The 16,560-nt window shown below is 72.8% G+C and carries 18 protein-coding genes; 6 read left to right on the forward strand and 12 right to left on the reverse strand.

Annotation, left to right across the window (positions count from 1 at the left end):
• Positions 1–21 precede the first annotated feature (21 nt).
• Complete coding sequence (locus tag ACWDAS_RS00840; RefSeq protein ID WP_450386129.1) at positions 22–801, forward strand: SDR family oxidoreductase; 780 nt, start codon at positions 22–24, stop codon at positions 799–801.
• A 22-nt stretch (positions 802–823) separates the two neighbouring features.
• Here ACWDAS_RS00840 and ACWDAS_RS00845 read toward each other — a convergent pair whose 3' ends face one another.
• From ACWDAS_RS00845 to ACWDAS_RS00895, 11 genes are all read right to left on the reverse strand, one after another.
• Complete coding sequence (locus ACWDAS_RS00845; RefSeq protein ID WP_450386131.1) at positions 824–1,363, reverse strand: arginine repressor; 540 nt, start codon at positions 1,361–1,363, stop codon at positions 824–826.
• Between the two features lie 7 nt (positions 1,364–1,370).
• Positions 1,371–2,603 carry an acetylornithine transaminase gene (locus ACWDAS_RS00850; protein ID WP_450386133.1) on the reverse strand — a complete coding sequence of 411 codons (1,233 nt, stop codon included), beginning with the start codon at positions 2,601–2,603 and terminating at the stop codon, positions 1,371–1,373.
• The gene (argB, locus tag ACWDAS_RS00855) at positions 2,600–3,532 is read right to left on the reverse strand and encodes an acetylglutamate kinase (RefSeq protein ID WP_450386134.1); all 933 of its coding nucleotides are present in this window, start codon (positions 3,530–3,532) and stop codon (positions 2,600–2,602) included. The genes ACWDAS_RS00850 and argB overlap by 4 nt, the downstream gene beginning before the upstream one ends.
• On the reverse strand, positions 3,529–4,680 hold the full coding sequence (gene argJ, locus ACWDAS_RS00860; protein WP_450386136.1) for a bifunctional glutamate N-acetyltransferase/amino-acid acetyltransferase ArgJ: 1,152 nt from the start codon (positions 4,678–4,680) through the stop codon (positions 3,529–3,531). The genes argB and argJ overlap by 4 nt, the downstream gene beginning before the upstream one ends.
• The gene (locus tag ACWDAS_RS00865) at positions 4,677–4,865 is read right to left on the reverse strand and encodes a hypothetical protein (RefSeq protein ID WP_450386138.1); all 189 of its coding nucleotides are present in this window, start codon (positions 4,863–4,865) and stop codon (positions 4,677–4,679) included. The genes argJ and ACWDAS_RS00865 overlap by 4 nt, the downstream gene beginning before the upstream one ends.
• Entirely contained in the window at positions 4,862–5,890 is a 1,029-nt protein-coding gene (gene argC, locus ACWDAS_RS00870; RefSeq protein WP_450386139.1) for an N-acetyl-gamma-glutamyl-phosphate reductase, read from the reverse strand. Before argC ends, ACWDAS_RS00865 begins: the two co-directional genes overlap by 4 nt.
• Positions 5,891–6,183: 293 nt before the next feature.
• Entirely contained in the window at positions 6,184–6,966 is a 783-nt protein-coding gene (locus ACWDAS_RS00875) for an ABC transporter permease (RefSeq protein WP_450386141.1), read from the reverse strand.
• The gene (locus ACWDAS_RS00880; RefSeq protein ID WP_450386143.1) at positions 6,966–7,964 is read right to left on the reverse strand and encodes an ATP-binding cassette domain-containing protein; all 999 of its coding nucleotides are present in this window, start codon (positions 7,962–7,964) and stop codon (positions 6,966–6,968) included. The genes ACWDAS_RS00875 and ACWDAS_RS00880 overlap by 1 nt, the downstream gene beginning before the upstream one ends.
• A 78-nt stretch (positions 7,965–8,042) precedes the next feature.
• Complete coding sequence (locus tag ACWDAS_RS00885) at positions 8,043–8,885, reverse strand: DUF4097 family beta strand repeat-containing protein (protein WP_450386144.1); 843 nt, start codon at positions 8,883–8,885, stop codon at positions 8,043–8,045.
• An 82-nt stretch (positions 8,886–8,967) separates the two neighbouring features.
• Positions 8,968–9,489, reverse strand: a complete 522-nt coding sequence (locus tag ACWDAS_RS00890) for a toxin-antitoxin system HicB family antitoxin (RefSeq protein ID WP_450386145.1) — start codon at positions 9,487–9,489, stop codon at positions 8,968–8,970.
• A 339-nt stretch (positions 9,490–9,828) separates the two neighbouring features.
• The gene (locus tag ACWDAS_RS00895; protein WP_450386147.1) at positions 9,829–10,602 is read right to left on the reverse strand and encodes a LysR family substrate-binding domain-containing protein; all 774 of its coding nucleotides are present in this window, start codon (positions 10,600–10,602) and stop codon (positions 9,829–9,831) included.
• 58 nt (positions 10,603–10,660) lie between these two features.
• Between ACWDAS_RS00895 and ACWDAS_RS00900 the strand changes: the two genes are divergently transcribed.
• From ACWDAS_RS00900 to ACWDAS_RS00915, 4 genes are all read left to right on the forward strand, one after another.
• Positions 10,661–11,056 carry a DUF5997 family protein gene (locus ACWDAS_RS00900; protein WP_450386149.1) on the forward strand — a complete coding sequence of 132 codons (396 nt, stop codon included), beginning with the start codon at positions 10,661–10,663 and terminating at the stop codon, positions 11,054–11,056.
• Between the two features lie 287 nt (positions 11,057–11,343).
• Complete coding sequence (locus ACWDAS_RS00905; RefSeq protein ID WP_450386150.1) at positions 11,344–12,804, forward strand: aldehyde dehydrogenase family protein; 1,461 nt, start codon at positions 11,344–11,346, stop codon at positions 12,802–12,804.
• A gap of 71 nt (positions 12,805–12,875) precedes the next feature.
• A complete protein-coding gene (locus ACWDAS_RS00910) occupies positions 12,876–13,619 on the forward strand; it encodes a nucleotidyltransferase domain-containing protein (RefSeq protein WP_450386152.1) in 744 nt (247 codons plus the stop codon).
• 177 nt (positions 13,620–13,796) lie between these two features.
• Positions 13,797–14,000 carry a DUF1918 domain-containing protein gene (locus tag ACWDAS_RS00915; RefSeq protein WP_450386154.1) on the forward strand — a complete coding sequence of 68 codons (204 nt, stop codon included), beginning with the start codon at positions 13,797–13,799 and terminating at the stop codon, positions 13,998–14,000.
• Between the two features lie 77 nt (positions 14,001–14,077).
• Here the strand turns inward: ACWDAS_RS00915 and ACWDAS_RS00920 are convergent, their stop codons facing one another.
• Positions 14,078–15,337: a glycoside hydrolase family 10 protein gene (locus tag ACWDAS_RS00920; protein ID WP_450386156.1), complete on the reverse strand. Its 1,260-nt coding sequence runs from the start codon at positions 15,335–15,337 to the stop codon at positions 14,078–14,080.
• A 330-nt stretch (positions 15,338–15,667) separates the two neighbouring features.
• Here ACWDAS_RS00920 and ACWDAS_RS00925 point away from each other — a divergent pair, with 330 nt between their 5' ends.
• Positions 15,668–16,531 (forward strand): 3-hydroxybutyryl-CoA dehydrogenase, encoded by an 864-nt coding sequence (locus ACWDAS_RS00925; RefSeq protein WP_450386158.1) that lies wholly within the window; start codon positions 15,668–15,670, stop codon positions 16,529–16,531.
• The last annotated feature ends 29 nt before the right edge of the window (positions 16,532–16,560 follow it).

Consider the following 16,560-nt stretch of genomic DNA (forward strand, 5'->3'; position numbering starts at 1 on the left):
CAGGTGGCAAGAATTCGTCACATGGATCTGCAACTGAACGACAAGGTCGTGCTGGTGACCGGAGGGTCCGACGGACTCGGCGCGGCCCTTGTCCGGCGGCTGGCCGCCGAGGGCGCCAAGGTGGCGCTGTGCGGACGTGACCCCGAGCGCATAGAGCACGTGGTGAAGGAACTGGGCGCCACGGGCGCCGATGTGGTGGGCGTGCCCGCGGACGTCACCCGTCCCGAGGACCTCGAGCGCTTCGTCGCCGCCGCCGACGGACGCTGGGGACGGATCGACGCCGTGGTCAACAACGCCGGCCGCAGCGCGGCCGGGTTCTTCGAGCGCCAGGACGACGCGGTGTGGGAGGAGGACCTGCAGCTGAAGCTGCACGCAGCCGTACGGCTGACCCGGCTGGCCCTCCCCCATCTGCGTGCCGCGGGGGGCGGCGGCGTCGTCAACACCCTCGCCGTGTCGGCCAAGGCCCCCGGCGCGGGCAGCACCCCGACCTCGGTCTCCCGCGCCGCGGGCCTCGCCCTGACCAAGGCGCTGTCCAAGGAGCTCGGGCCGGACAACATCCGGGTCAACGCCGTCCTGGTCGGCCTGGTCGAGAGCGGCCAGTGGACGCGGCAGGCCGAGGAGCGCGGCGTGGCCGTGGAGGAGCTGTACGCCACCATGGGCCGCGAGTCCGGCATCCCGCTGGGCCGGGTGGGCCGCGCGGAGGAGTTCGCGGACCTGGTGGCCTTCCTGCTGTCCGGACGGGCCGCCTATGTGACCGGCACCGGCATCAACTTCGACGGCGGCCTCAGCCCCGTCGTCTGATCCGGCCGGCGCCGGGCCCGCTCTACGCGCCGCCCCCGGCCAGGCGCAGCAGGTGGTCGGCGACCGCCTGCCCGCCTGCCGGGTCGCGGCTGATCAGCATGACCGTGTCGTCGCCGGCGATCGTGCCGAGGATGTCGTACACCTCGGCCTGGTCGATCGCGGACGCGAAGAACTGGGCCGCGCCCGGGGGCGTGCGGACGACGACGAGGTTGGCGGAGGCCTCGGCGGAGATGAGCAGCTCGCCGGCGAGACGGCGCATCCGCTCCTCCTTCACGGACTCCCCCAGCGGCGCCATGGGCGTGCGGAAACCGCCCTCGCTGGGCACGGCGTAGATGAGTTCGCCGTTGTTGGTGCGGATCTTGACCGCGCCCAGCTCGTCGAGGTCGCGGGAGAGCGTCGCCTGGGTGACGTTCAGCCCGTCGTCGGCGAGCAGCTTGGCGAGCTGGCTCTGGGACCGCACCGGCTGCCGGTTCAGGATGTCCACGATCCGCCGGTGGCGTGCCATCCGGGTCTGCGGTACGGCCGCGGTTCCACCGCCGTTGTGCTGCTGCGCCTCACTCATCGTCGTGTCATTCTCCGGATCGCGATTCCTCTACGGCGTGTACGGCGTCGAGGACGCCCGGCAGCGCCCCGAGGAACGCTTCCACCTCGGCGTCACCGAGGATCAGCGGCGGGGCGAGCCGCACCGTGTCGGGTACGGCCGCGTTCACCAGGAGTCCGGCGTCCTGAGCCGCCGTCTGCACCTGGGCGGAGAGCGGCTCGGTGAGCACGATACCCAGCAGGAGGCCCGCACCGCGCACGTGATCGACCAGAGGATGGCCGAGCGCCTCGACGCCCTCGCGCAGTTTCTCGCCCTGGCGCTTGACGTTCTCCAGCACGCCCTCGTGCTCGATGGTGTCCAGGACGGCGAGCGCGGCGGCGCAGGCCACCGGGTTGCCGCCGAAGGTGGTGCCGTGCTGACCGGGGGTCAGCAGGTCGGCGGCGGGGCCGAAGGCGAGGGCTGCGCCGATGGGCAGGCCGCCGCCGAGGGCCTTGGCGAGGGTGACGACATCCGGCTCGATGCCCTGGGCCTGGTGCTCGAACCAGTGGCCGGTGCGGCCGATGCCGGTCTGCACCTCGTCCAGGACGAGCAGGGTGCCGGTCGCGCGGGTGATCTCCCGCGCGGCCGCCAGGTAGCCGGCCGGGGGCACGACGACGCCGTTCTCGCCCTGGATGGGCTCGATGACGACGAGCGCGGTCTCCTCGGTGACGGCGGCACGCAGCGCCTCCGTGTCGCCGTACGGCACATGGGTGACGTCGCCGGGCAGCGGGCGGAAGGACTCCCGCTTCTTGGGCTGCCCGGTGAGCGCGAGGGCTCCCATGGTGCGGCCGTGGAAGCCGCCGTCGGTGGCCACCATGTGGGTGCGGCCCGTCAGCCGGCCGATCTTGAAGGCGGCTTCGTTGGCCTCGGCGCCCGAGTTGCAGAACAGCACCCGGCCGGGGCGGCCGGAGAGCTGGAGCAGCCGCTCGGCGAGGGCGACGGTGGGTTCGGCGATGAAGAGGTTGGAGACGTGGCCGAGGGTCGCGATCTGGTCGGAGACCGCGCGGACGACCGCGGGGTGGGCGGTGCCGAGCGCGTTGACGGCGATGCCGCCGAGGAAGTCCAGGTACTCCTTGCCGTCGGCGTCCCAGAACCTCGCGCCCTCGCCGCGGACCAGGGGCAGCCGCGGGGTGCCGTAGTTGTCCATCAGCGAGCCCTGCCAGCGCCGGGTGAGCCCCTGGTTCCCCTGGCCGCCCTGGTCGCCGGTTCCGGTGCCGGTCATGCCCGTCCCCCTTCGTTCGCGGATGCGCCCGCCGAAGCGTTCGCGGCGTCGGGCACGACCATCGTGCCGATGCCCTCGTCGGTGAAGATCTCCAGCAGGATCGAGTGCTGGACCCGCCCGTCGATCACGCGGGCGGTGTGGACGCCGTTGCGCACGGCGTACAGGCAGCCCTCCATCTTGGGCACCATGCCGCTGGACAGCTCGGGCAGCAGCTTCTCCAGCTCGCTCGCGGTGAGCCGGCTGATCACCTCGTCGCTGTTCGGCCAGTCCTCGTACAGGCCCTCGACGTCCGTGAGGACCATCAGCGTCTCGGCGCCGAGCGCCGCGGCCAGGGCCGCGGCGACGGTGTCGGCGTTGACGTTGTAGACGTGGCCGTCGTCGGCGCTGCGGGCGATGGAGGAGACGACCGGGATGCGTCCGTTCTCCAGCAGGGCCTCGATGGCGCCGGTGTCGATGTCGGTGATCTGGCCGACCCGGCCGATGTCGACGGCCTCGCCGTCGATCAGCGGGCGGTGCTGGGTCGCGGTGATGGTGTGGGCGTCCTCGCCGGTGAGGCCGACGGCGAGAGGGCCGTGCTCGTTGAGCAGGTTGACCAGCTCGCGCTGCACCTGACCGGCGAGCACCATGCGGACGACGTCCATGGCCTCGGGCGTGGTGACCCGCAGCCCGGCCTTGAACTCGCTGACCAGCCCCTGCTTGTCGAGCTGGGCGCTGATCTGCGGGCCGCCGCCGTGCACGACGACGGGCTTGAGGCCTGCGTGCCGCAGGAAGACGACGTCCTGTGCGAAGGCGGACTTCAGCTCCTCGTCGACCATGGCGTTCCCGCCGAACTTGATGACGACGGTCCTGCCGTGGTGGCGGGTGAGCCAGGGCAGCGCCTCGATGAGGGTCTGCGCCTTGGGCAGGGCGGTGTGCTTGCGGGTGCTCATGAGCTGTAGGCGCTGTTCTCGTGGACGTACTCGGCGGTCAGGTCGTTGGTCCAGATGGTCGCCGTCTCGGTGCCGGCGGCGAGGTCGGCGGTGACGTGGACCTCGCGGTAGCGCATGTCCACCAGTTCGCGGTCCTCTCCGACGGAGCCGGACTTGCAGACCCAGACGCCGTTGATGGCGACATTGAGGCGGTCGGGCTCGAAGGCGGCGGAGGTGGTGCCGATCGCCGACAGCACCCGGCCCCAGTTGGGGTCCTCGCCGTGGATGGCGCACTTGAGCAGGTTGTTGCGGGCGATGGAGCGGCCCACCTCGACGGCGTCGTCCTCGGTGGCCGCGTTGATCACGTCGATCCTGATGTCCTTGGACGCGCCCTCGGCATCGCGGATCAGCTGGCGGGCGAGGTCCGAGCAGACCTGCTCGACGGCGGCGGCGAAGGACTCGTACGCGGGGGTGACGCCGGAGGCGCCGGAGGCGAGCAGCAGCACGGTGTCGTTGGTCGACATGCAGCCGTCGGAGTCGGCCCGGTCGAAGGTGGTGCGGGTGGCGCCGCGCAGGGCCCCGTCGAGCGTGGCGGAGTCCAGGTCGGCGTCGGTGGTGAGGACCACCAGCATGGTGGCCAGGCCCGGCGCGAGCATGCCCGCGCCCTTGGCCATACCGCCCACCGTCCAGCCGGCTCCCTCGAACACGGCGGTCTTGTGGACGGTGTCGGTGGTCTTGATGGCGATGGCGGCCTTCTCGCCGCCGTGCGCGGAGAGTTCGCCCGCGGCCTTCCCGATGCCCGGCAGCAGCTTGTCCATGGGCAGCCGGACCCCGATCAGCCCGGTGGAGCAGACGGCCACCTCGCCCGCGCTGTGCCCGAGGGCGTCGGCGACCGCCTCGGCGGTGGCGTGGGTGTCCTGGAAGCCCAGCGGGCCCGTGCAGGCGTTGGCGCCGCCGGAGTTGAGGACGACGGCGGAGACCTGCCCGCCCTTGAGGACCTGCTCCGACCACAGGACGGGGGCGGCCTTGACGCGGTTGGAGGTGAAGACGCCGGCCGCGGCGAGGCGTGGACCGTTGTTCACCACGAGGGCCAGGTCCGGGTTGCCGTTCTCCTTGATCCCGGCGGCGATGCCCGCCGCCGTGAATCCCTGTGCTGCCGTGACGCTCACTGTGCCGTCTCCTTGTCCGCTTCTGCGCCGGCCCACCGCAGGGGCGCGGCCTTCGCCGTGATGTCCGTGTGCCGTCCGGCCGCCGGGGCCGTCCCCCGCGCCTCGGCGCCCGTGTCGCAGGGCGTCGCCCGGGTGAGCAGGACGGCGACGGCGCGGCGGGCGCGTGCGGCGGGGCGGGGGGTCATGGCGCGACCCCCGCGGTGGTCAGGCCCAGCCCCTCGGGAAAGCCCAGGGCGATGTTCATGCTCTGCACGGCGCCGCCCGCGGTGCCCTTGGTGAGGTTGTCGATGGCGCTGACGACGACGACACGGCCGGCGGCCTCGTCGTACGCCACCTGGATCAGCGCGGCGTTCGACCCGTACACGGCGGCGGTGGCGGGCCACTGGCCCTCCGGCAGCAGGTGCGCGAACGGCTCGTCGGCGAGCGCCTTCTCGTACGCGGTCCGTACGGCCTCCGCGGTGACGCCGGGCCTGGCCTTGGCGCTGCACGTGGCGAGGATGCCGCGCGGCATCGGCGCGAGGGTCGGGGTGAAGGAGACCGAGACCCGCTCCCCGGCCACCGCCGAGAGGTTCTGGATCATCTCCGGGGTGTGCCGGTGCGTGCCGCCCACCCCGTACGGGCTCATGTTGCCCATGACCTCGCTGCCGAGCAGATGCGGCTTGGCCGCCTTGCCCGCGCCCGAGGTGCCGGACGCGGCGACGATCACGGCCTCGGGCTCCACCAGGCCCGCCGCGTACGCGGGGAACAGCGCGAGCGAGACCGCGGTGGGGTAGCAACCGGGGACCGCGATGCGCTTGGACCCCTCCAGCGCGGCGCGGGCACCCGGCAGTTCCGGAAGACCGTACGGCCACGAGCCGGCGTGCGGGGAGCCGTAGAACCGCTCCCAGTCGGCGGCGTCCTCCAGTCGGAAGTCGGCACCGCAGTCGACGACGAGCGCCGTGTCGCCCAGTTGCTCGGCGACGGCGGCCGACGCCCCGTGCGGCAGGGCGAGGAAGACCACGTCGTGCCCGGCGAGCGCCTCCGCGCCGGTGGCCTCCAGCACGCGGTCCGCCAGCGGCAGCAGATGCGGCTGCAGGCCGCCGAGGCGCTGCCCGGCGTTGGTGTTCCCGGTGAGCGTGCCGATCTCGATCTCGGGGTGGTTCAGCAGCAGGCGCAGCACCTCTCCGCCCGCGTACCCGCTCGCTCCCGCCACCGCTGCCCGGAATGCCATGGACCCTCCTCCTCGATGGCATGACTATACGGCGTCCGGAACTTTTATGCAAAGCTTTCCGGCCCACCGGCCCGGGCCGCTGCGACGGCGGCCGATGGCGGTCCCCCGACCCGGCGAGCCGAACCTACGCCGCAGACCGATCACGGTAAGTGGCGATCTCCGACGAAGATATGTACACACCGTGTACATCATGGTGCTCTCCCGGCGGGGTGAACGCACCGGCGGAGGGCTCGCCTGCAGCGAGCCCTCCGCCGTGGCGCGGGTACGGGATCGACCGAGATGGGAACCGGTTCTCAGCGCTTGGTGGTGCCGTTGAACAGCGAGCGCGACCAGACGTAGCCCACCAGGGCGATGCCGGCGCACCAGGCGAGCGAGATCCAGCCGTTGTCGCCGATCGCCGAGCCGGAGAGCAGTCCGCGCAGCGTCTCGGTCATCGGCGTGAACGGCTGGTTCCCGGCGAACCAGCGCAGTCCCGGCGACATCGAGTCGGCCGGCACGAACGCGGAGCCGAGGAACGGCAGGAACTGGACCAGCAGCGGCTTGTTGCTCGCGGACTCGACGGTCTTGGAGATCAGGCCGAGCGCCGCCGACAGCCAGGTCACCGCGAACGCGATGGCCGCGAGGAGTCCGGCGGCGGCAAGCCATTCGAGCGGGCTCGCGTCCGACCGGAAGCCGACGGCGAGTGCGACGCCGACGACCAGGACCATGCACGCCATCGTCTGGACGACGCTACCGATGACATGCCCCGTCATGAACGACGAACGTGTGATGTTCATGGTGCGGAAGCGGTTGATGATGCCCTCGGTCATGTCGGAGCAGACCGCGATCGAGGTCGACATCGAGCCGGCGGCCACCCCCATGATGATGACGCCGGGCGTCAGATACTCCAGGTAGGCGTCCCGGCCGCCGCCCATTCCGGCGCCGATCGACTCCCCGAAGGCGTACACGAACAGCAGCAGCATCAGGATCGGCGTCATGGCGCTGCCGAACCCCACGGCCGGATAGCGGATCGCGTGCTTGAGGTTGCGCCGCAGCATCGTCGTCGAGTCGTGCACGGCGTGGGCGAGGGTGCTCATCACAGGGTCTCCTTGGCGTGAAGCGGGGCGCCTGCGCCGGTTCCGGTGGCGTCGCGGCCGGTCAGGGCGAGGAACACGTCGTCGAGGTCGGGGGTGTGCACGGAGAAGTCGGCGGCCCTGATGCCGGCCGCGTCGAGCCGGTCGAGCAGGGCGCGCAGCGCGTCGAGGCCGCCGTCGCCCGCCACGCGCAGGGCGAGGTTCTCGTCGTCCCGGGCCGCGCCGGGGAAGGCGGCGGCCGCGCGCTCGTACTCGGCGGAGCCGGTGAACCGCAGCCGTACGTGGCTGCCGGGGATCTGCGCCTTGAGCTCGTCGGCGGTGCCCTCGGCGACGATCCGGCCGCCGTCGAGCACGGCGATCCGGTCGGCCAGCTGGTCGGCCTCCTCCAGGTACTGGGTGGTGAGGAAGACGGTGGTGCCCCCCGCGACCAGCGAGCGCACCGTGTCCCACATGGTGCGGCGGCTGCGTGGATCGAGTCCGGTCGTCGGCTCGTCGAGGAAGATCACCCGGGGGTCGCCGACCAGCGTCATGGCCAGGTCGAGCCGACGGCGCATACCGCCGGAGAAGGCCGCGGCCCGCTGGTGCGCGACGTCCGCGATGCCGAACCGCTCAAGCAACTCCCCGGCACGGGAGCGCCCCTCACGCTTGCCCAGGCGCAGCAGGTCGGCCATGAGGAGCAGGTTCTCCTCGGCGGTGAGCAGGTCGTCGAGCGCGGCGAACTGCCCGGTCACACCGATCGCGGCGCGCACCCCGTCCGGTGACGTGGCGACATCGTGGCCCGCGACCTGGGCCTGCCCGCCGTCGGCGGCGATGAGCGTGGACAGGATCTGCACGGTGGTGGTCTTGCCGGCGCCGTTGGGCCCGAGGAGCGCGAACACGGACCCGGCCGGGATGCGCAGATCGATGCCGTCGAGCACCGTCTTGTCGCCGTACGACTTGCGCAGACCGACGGCGGAGACGGCGGCGGGCGGCTGCGAACCGCCCCATCTTGGAGTGGGCATGACAGATGAAGGCATGGAGCCCTCCCGTTCGAAGACTGAAGTGACTGGGGTGGGTGGGCGAGTGGGCGGATCCGGCGCTCAGGCCCGGGCGCGGCGCACGTCGATGTTGCCCCAGCGGGTCCGGGCGCGGACCGTGACGGCGTCCTCCGTCTCCTCCGGGGGGCCGGAGGCGGCGAGCGTGTTGCGCACCTGCCCGCGCTCGGAGCTGACGTCGAGCCAGGCGGCGGTACCCTCGCGGATGCCGACCTCGATGGCGCCGTAGGAGGTCTCCAGCTGGACGGTGCCGCGGGCGACCTCGGCGACGCGCAGGTTGCCGTGGGCGACGGTGGCCGTGACCGAGCTCTCGGCGCGCTCGACGTCGATGTTGCCGTGGGCGCCGCTCACCCGCAGGTCGCCGGTCACGGCGCCGACGGTCGTGGTGCCGTGCGAGTTCTTCAGGACGGCGGGGCCGTCGACGGTGCCGACGCGCAGGCTGCCGGAGCTGGTGACGATCTCGGCCATGCCCTCGATCCGGTCGACGGTGATCGAGCCGTGGGAGGCGGTCAGCTGAAGCGGGCCGGTCGTGTCGAGGCGGACGTCATTGGACGAGGTCTTCACCCGTACCTCGCCGAGCCGGCCCTCGCCGAGCACCTGGGTCCAGGAGCCGGTCACGTCGACGCGCGAGCCCGTGGGCAGGTCGACCGTCACGTCGACGGCGCCGGAGGGCCCGACAAGGAAGCGCTCCTTCGTCCTGACGGTCAGGACGCCGCTCGCGTACGCGACCTCGGTCTGGTCGGCGGCCCGCACGTCCTTGTCCCGCTTCGGGTCGCGGGGGCGCACCTCGACGGCGGTGTCGCGGCGGTCGCCCGCGGTGAACCGGATGGAACCGGCGCCCACGTGGGCGGTGACCGAGATCGGTTCGGGAGTGTCGAAAGAAGGCATGGCTGTACCGTCCTCGTGAGTCCTCGGGTCGTCCCCGCTGGTGGGACGTGGTGTGGGTGATGCGGGGCGGGCGCGGGCGCGGCTAGCGCACCCAGCCCGTGAAGCTCTGTCCGATGGTGCGGGCCTTCTCCGTCGTACGCGGCGGCCGGGTGCCGCCGTCGACCGCGGCCGACACGGCCCGCACCAGCCACGCGTTGACCGACAGGCCCTCGCGGCTCGCGGCCTCCTCGGCGCGCGCCTTGAGGTGGGCCGGCAGACGCAGGTTGACGCGGGCGGTGCCGCCCTCGTCGCCCTCGGCGGGCGCCTGCGCCCGGAGCGGTTCGACGGGCGCGGCGGCCGCTTCCGCGGCGCCGCTGTCGGCGGGCGGCGGCGTCACGACGAAGTCGGGGTCCAGCCCGCGCAGCCGTACGTCGACCGAGCCGGGGGCGAGTTCGCGGGTGATCTCGTCCATCGCGGCGGAGAGCACATTGAGCATGGTCAGACGGGTCGCCGACTCCAGAGGAGCGGTGAGCCGCTCGGCCAGCTCGCGGGCGTCTTCCCCGCCGGCTTCGGCGGCCACCGCGAGTTCGCGGCGCAGGCTGTCGACATACGGAGTGAGGTCCATGACGTCATGGTGGCACCACTATGGCACCACACGCAAGCCCGAATGGCACCTCGCCGTGGGCGGGTTTGAGAATGACCGCCCTGACCTGGCGAAAGACGGAGGGAAGGACCAGAGCCATGGTGGCGCCATGCATGCTCGTGCGCCTTCGGGAAGCCGAGATTGGCACCACGTGGCACCATGTGGTGCCACGCGACGCCACAAGGGGCCGGCCCGTCCGGCGACCCGCCCAGGTGCGGGCCGAACGGCGCCACCGGGAGCCCCGCACGTTCAGCGGACCTGCCGGGCGGCGCGCACAGCGCGGACCGCCATGAGGGGACGTGCTCCGGGGCGGCCGCCCGGTTACGAACGGCGGCGCGGCTTGCCGCGCTTCGCGGGGCGGGGGGTCTTCGCGGACGCCCGGCCGGCGGACCTGCCCGTGGCGGCCTTGCCTCCGGCCGGCTTGCGCCGCGCTGCGCCCTCGTCGGGGCGCTGCTTCTTCTGCTGCGCCGGTGCCGGGGCCTGCGCGCGGCCGCGCGTGCTGTTGACGGTACGACCGCGCACGATGCCGATGAAGTCCTCGACCATGTCGGTCGTCGTGTCCTCGCGCCACGACAGCGCCACCCGCGACTGGGGGGCGTCGACAACCGGCCGGTAGGTGAGGTCCCGGCGGTGGTGCAGACGGGCCAGCGACTGCGGGACGACGAGCAGCCCCACGCCCGCCGCCACGAGCTCGACGGCGTCCGCCGTCGTGGCCGGGCGCTCGATCGCGGGCCGCCCCGGGCGCTCCTGCCACTCGAGCGTGTCGTCGAGAGGGTGGAATACCACGTCGTCGGCGAGATCCTGCACGGACACCTCGTCGGCGGCGGACACCAGGTGGTCCTTGGGGACGACGACCACCGTCGTCTCGGTGTAGAGCGGGATGGCGCTGAGGTCCGTCCGGTCGATCGGCAGCCGCACGAAGCCCGCGTCCGCGTCGAGGCCGCGGAGCATGCCGGGCGCCTCGGCGGCGGACACCATGACGAGGTCCAGGGGGATGTCCGGCAGCCGCTCCTGCCAGATCCGCACCCACTTGGCGGGGGTCACGCCCGGTACGTAGGCGAGGCGGAACGAGGGGGGAGCATCCTTGCCGGTCATCCGGCCAGGCTACCCGGCAGTGGTCGGGGGCAGCGCACGCGCTCTATATCCTTGGGGCATGACGTCGCACCACTCCGCCCAGACCATGAAGCCCGCGACAGCGGCGAAGAAGCTGGGTGTGTACCTCGAGGCCACCCCCGCCGAGTTCCGGGAGGGCGTCGTCTCGCGCGACGAGCTGAACGCGCTGCAGTCCGACCCTCCCGAGTGGCTTCGGGAGCTGCGCCGCAACGGCCCGCACCCGCGTCCGGTGGTCGCGGCGAAGCTGGGCGTCTCCATCTCGGGCCTCGCCCGCGGCGGGATCACCGAGGCCCTCACCACGGAGCAGATCGAGGCCCTGAAGCAGGAAGCCCCCGAGTGGCTGGAGAAGGAGCGCGCCACCCAGGCCGAGGTGCGGAAGGAAGCGGTCCGCATCAAGGAGAAGAACGCCGAGCGGTCGCGCCGCACCGAGTCCTGACCCGCGCGGGCACCGGGCCCGCGCCCTTGGTCACACGGCGCCCGGCGGCCGCGATCACCGCCCGCTCCGGCGGGCGGACCGGCCGCGTTTCGGCGGCCCTTCGGCGGTCCTCGCCATGCGGTCGCCTTCGTTCCGCTGCGCTCACCGGCCCATCGGGGATAGGCGCCCGCGCGGTGTCCCGGTCCGTTGACAGAGCAGTGGGGACGTCGCAGACTCAGTGCTCAAACGTTCAATGAATGATAGTTCACTGTGCGAACAGGGTCGTTCGCGTCAGAACAGGGGCTGCCATGACCATCACCCGCGAACTGCTGATCGGCGGCAAGGACGTCCCGGCCGCCTCCGGACGTACGGCCGAGGACCTGAATCCCTTCACGGGCGGGGTGTACGCGACCGTCGCCGCCGGGGGCGTCGAGGACATCACCCGGGCGGTGGACGCGGCCGAGGCCGCCTTCCCGGAGTGGGCCGCGCTCAGCCCCTTCGCGCGCCGCAAGATCTTCCTGGACGCGGCCGACCTGCTGGACGCGCGCGGTGAGCAGGCCGCCGAGATCATGGCGCACGAGGCCGGCGGCACCCGCCCCTGGGCGTACTTCAACGTGGGGCTCGCCGCCAATATGCTCCGCGAGGCCGCCGCCGCCATCACCGCGCCGCGCGGCGAGGTGCTCAGCGCCCAGGAGGAGGGCGTCCTCGGCATGGCGGTGCGCGAGCCGGTCGGCGTCGTCGCCGCCTTCGCGCCGTGGAACGCGCCGATCATCCTCGGCGTCCGCGCGGTCGCCGCGCCGCTGGCGGCGGGCAACACGGTCGTGGTGAAGCCGAGCGAGGACGCGCCGGTGGCCTGCGGCCTCTTCGTCGCCGATGTCCTGCGCGAGGCGGGGCTCCCGGACGGTGTGCTGAACGTGGTCACCAACGCCCGCGAGGACGCCGCCGAGGTCGCCGAGGCCCTGATCTCCGACCCCCGGGTCCGCATCGTCAACTTCACCGGCTCGACCGAGGTCGGGCGGATCATCGGCACCCACGCGGCGCGCCGGCTCAAGCCCGCGGTGCTGGAGCTCGGCGGCAAGAACGCGATCATCGTGCTCGACGACGCCGACGTGGACTACGCCGTCGACGCCGCGGTCTTCGGCGTCTTCATGAACTCCGGGCAGATCTGCATGTCCGGCGACCGGATCCTCGTCCACGACAGCCTCGCCGAGGAGTTCACGGCCAAGTTCACCGCCAAGGTCGCCTCGCTGCCCTCGGGCGACCCCTCCCACCCGCACACCGTCGTCGGCCCGCTGGTGAGCGAGGGCTCGGCGCGGCGCGTCGCGGCGCTGGTGAAGGACGCGGTCGCCAAGGGCGCCACCGTCCTGACCGGGGGCGGCGAGCCCGACGGCGCGGTCCACCCGGCGACCGTGCTCCGCGACGTCCCCAAGGACGCGGAGATCTACTACGGCGAGGCCTTCGGCCCGGTCGTGACCGTTGCCGCCTTCGCCGACGACGACGAGGCCGTGGCCCTGGCCAACGACACCGACCACGGCCTGACCGCGGGCGTCATCACCGAGAACGGCACCCACGGGCTCGCCGTCGCCCGCCGGCTGCGCACCGGGATCGTGCACGTCAACGACCAATCGGTGGCCGACGAGCCGCAGGCGCCCTTCGGCGGTTTCAAGTCCTCAGGCTACGGCCGCTTCGGCGGCCGCTGGGGCCTGGAGGCCTTCTCCAACACCCGCTGGGTCACCCTGGCCACGCAGCAGGCGCACTACCCGTTCTGAACCGCGGGAGGACGGCCGGGGCGCCACCGAAAGGGTCGCCCCCGGTCACGGCGGCCCCGTAGGGTCCGCACATGGATGATCCGATCGGTGCGGCCCGCGGCCTGCTGACAGAACGCTTCCCCGACGCCCTCGGCGGCTTCCTCGGCGGGTCCACCGCCCGCGGCGAGGGGACAGCGACGTCCGACCTGGACGTGGTCGTCGTCCTCGACCCGCCCGCCGGGTGCCACGCCGAATCGCTCACGTGGGGCTCCTGGCCGGTCGAGCTCTTCGTGCACACCCCGCAGTCGGCGCGGGCCTTCATGGAGCACGACCGCGACCGCGGCACCGGCACCATGGCCTTCATGTGCGCGCGGGGGGTCGTCATCCTCGACCGCGACGGCACCGCCGCCCGGCTCCGCGACACCGCGGAGCGGATCCTCGACGCCGGCCCGCCGGCGGTCCCCGCCCCCGTCGTCGACCACCAGCGGTACGTCGTCACGGACCTGCGCGACGACCTCCTCGGCGCCCGCGACGAGGAGGAACTGCTCGCCGTCGCCGCCGCCCTGCTGGACCGTGCCGCCGAGCTGCTGCTCGGGGCCCGCAACCACTGGCGCGGCGGCGGCAAATGGCTGCCCCGCCGGCTGCGCGAGGCGGACCCGGAGCTGGCCGTCCTCCTCCTCGGCGGCTACCGCGACCTCGTCCGCGGCGGCCCGCGCGAGCCCTTCGCCGAGGCGGTCGACGCCGTGCTCCACGCCTGCGGCGGCCCCCTGTGGGCGGGCTACCGGCGCACGCCGGGCCCGCGCATGCTCGCGGAACTCGGCCTGCGGCCGGACTGAGCCCTGATCGCGGCCCGCACAACCTGGTTGACGACGGTCCGGCCGGCCCCGGAGCTGCTGGAGGACACCGCCCTCGTCCACGCGACGTCACCTGTTCCCCAAAGGGTGCGGACGCGGCGGCCGAACCTAGACTGGAGGGGCAAGGCTGCGGACCGCCGAGTTCTCAGGAGGTCTCCGATGCACGCGAACAAGGGTGACCGGGTCAGGCAGCACGGGCGGGTCGTCGGCCAGCACGACAAGGTCGCCGAGATCGTCGAGGTCATGGGGCAGGGTGGCGAGCCGCCGTACCGCGTCCGGTACGACGACGGACATGAGTGCATCCTGTCCCCCGGACCGGACTCAACGGTGGAGCACGGGCGGGGCGCGACCCCCTCCCGCTGAGCCGTTCAGCACGGCATCGTGCCGGACCGCGGCCGCCGCACCACGCGGCCGCGGTCCGTCGCACGCCCCGCGGCCGGTCACGTCCAGCGCGGGGTGCGGACCCGCGTCGTGTAGTGGTCGGCGACGACCCGGGCCATCGCGCCGATGGGGTCGGCCGCGACCTCCTTGGCGGAGAAGAAGACGTTGCCGAGCACCTGGGGATGGTTCCGGTCGAGGTCGAGGTGGCGGGAGAGCTCTGCCGGGTCCTGCCAGGCCGCCGCCTCGCCGGAGCCGCCCGCGCGGTACAGGGCCTCCCCGATGTAGAGCTGCACCCGGGTGCCGTCGACGACGTCGGCCCACCAGGGGACCAGCGCGGCGTAGTCGGCGACGTCGAAGCCGATGTGCCAGTAGACCTGCGGCACGATGTAGTCGATCCAGCCCTCGCGGACCCAGCCGCGGGTGTCGGCGTAGAGGTCGTCGTACGTCTGGACCCCGCCGCGGGTGTCGGAGCCGCGCGGGTCCGTGCTGCGGTTGCGCCAGACGGCGAAGGGGCTGACGCCGAAGCGGGTGGTGGGCCGCAGGGACCTGATGCGGGCGGCCGTCTCGCTGACGAGCAGGTCGATGTTGTCGCGCCGCCAGGAGGCGAGGTCGTCGAAGCCCTCCCCGTAGCGGGCGAAGGCATCTTCGTCGTCGAAGACCCGGCCGGCCACGGGATAGGGGTAGAAGTAGTCGTCCCAGTGCACCCCGTCGACCGGGTAGCGGCGGACGGCGTCGAGCATGGCGTCCTGCACGAAGCGGCGGACCCGGGGCAGTCCGGGGTTGTAGTAGAGCTTGCCGCCGTAGGGGACCACCCAGTCCGGGTTCATACGGGCGGGGTGGTCCGGGGACAGGCGTTCCGGGTCCTCGTGGTTGGCGACGCGGAACGGGTTGAACCAGGCGTGCAGCTCCAGTCCGCGCGCGTGGGCCTCCGCCACGGCGGTGCCCAGCGGGTCCCAGCCAGGGTCCCGGCCCTGCACGCCGGTCAGGTACTCGGACCATGGCTCGTACGGGGACGGCCACAGCGCGTCGGCGGTCGGACGCACCTGCATCACGACCGCGTTGAGCCGTCGTGCGACGGCGAGGTCGAGGAAGTCCAGCAGTTCGTCCCGCTGCTGACGGGCCGGCAGCCCCTGGGCGGAGGGCCAGTCGCGGTTGGCGACCGTCGCCAGCCACATACCGCGGAACTGCACCGGTACGCCGGGCCCGCCCGCCGCCGCCCCGGCCGGAGCCGCCGCCGCGGCGGCCTCGCCGGCGGCGAGGACCGTGCCCAGCGCCCCGGCCGCGCCCGCGGCGAAGGCCCTGCGTGAGAGTCGGCGCATGACTGCCCCCTGATCGCCTGTCATATTCCGCCGATAATGGGTCGAATCGACCCAACGGGCAACCTCACCCGGCTCCGGCGTGTCACCGGGCGCCGTCGCACCCCACACGCCCCGTACGGTGCGAACGCCCCCCGGGCCCGTCCGCCACGACGACGCCCGCGGGCATCCCGGGGCGCCCGCGTCCTGCCCGGTCACGGAGCAGGACCCGTCCGGCGGGGGCCCGCGCACCGGCACCGGACCGGTACGCCACCCGGGTGTAATGTCGAGCGGGCTGGTCCGGACCGCACAACGGTCCGGGTCTTCATCTCGCGATCAGGGAGAGGCTGGGCGTTGAACGACGACATCCGTTATGTCGGTGTGGTGGGCTGTGGCCAGATGGGCGCGGGTATCGCCGAGGTGTGCGCCCGGGCCGGACTGGACGTCCGGGTGGCGGAGACCACCGGCGAGGCGCTGGAGCTGGGCCGTACCCGGCTGACGAACTCGCTCCGCAAGGCGGCGGAACGCGGCAAGATCACCGAGGAGGAGCGCGACGCGACGCTCGAGCGCCTCACCTTCACCACCGACCTCGGCGACTTCGCCGACCGCGACCTCGTCATCGAGGCCGTCGTCGAGAACGAGCAGGTCAAGACCGAGATCTTCCAGGTGCTCGACCAGGTGGTGACCCGCCGGGACGCGATCCTGGCCTCGAACACCTCCTCCATCCCGCTGGTGAAGCTCGCCGTCGCGACCTCCCGCCCGGAGCAGGTGCTCGGCATCCACTTCTTCAACCCGGCGCCGGTGCAGAAGCTCGTCGAGCTGATCCCCGCTCTGACCACGGACGGCCAGACGCTGGTACGCGCCGAGAAGCTCGTCACCGACGTGCTGGGCAAGCACCCGATCCGGGCCCAGGACCGCGCGGGCTTCGTGGTGAACGCGCTGCTCATCCCGTACCTGCTGTCCTCGATCCGGATGTTCGAGACGGGCATCGCCAGCCGCGAGGACATCGACAACGGCATGGAGATGGGCTGCGCCCACCCGATGGGCCCGCTCAAGCTCTCGGACCTCATCGGCCTCGACACCGTCGCCTCGGTCGCCGACTCCATGTACGAGGAGTTCAAGGAGCCGCTGTACGCCGCTCCCCCGCTGCTCCAGCGCATGGTGGACGCGGGCCGGCTGGGCCGGAAGTCCGGCCACGGCTTCTACGACTACGTGTAGTCCGGCGGCACGCGGTCCCCGCCCGGGCT

The sequence above is a fragment of the Streptomyces sp. NPDC001070 genome (assembly GCF_053598835.1).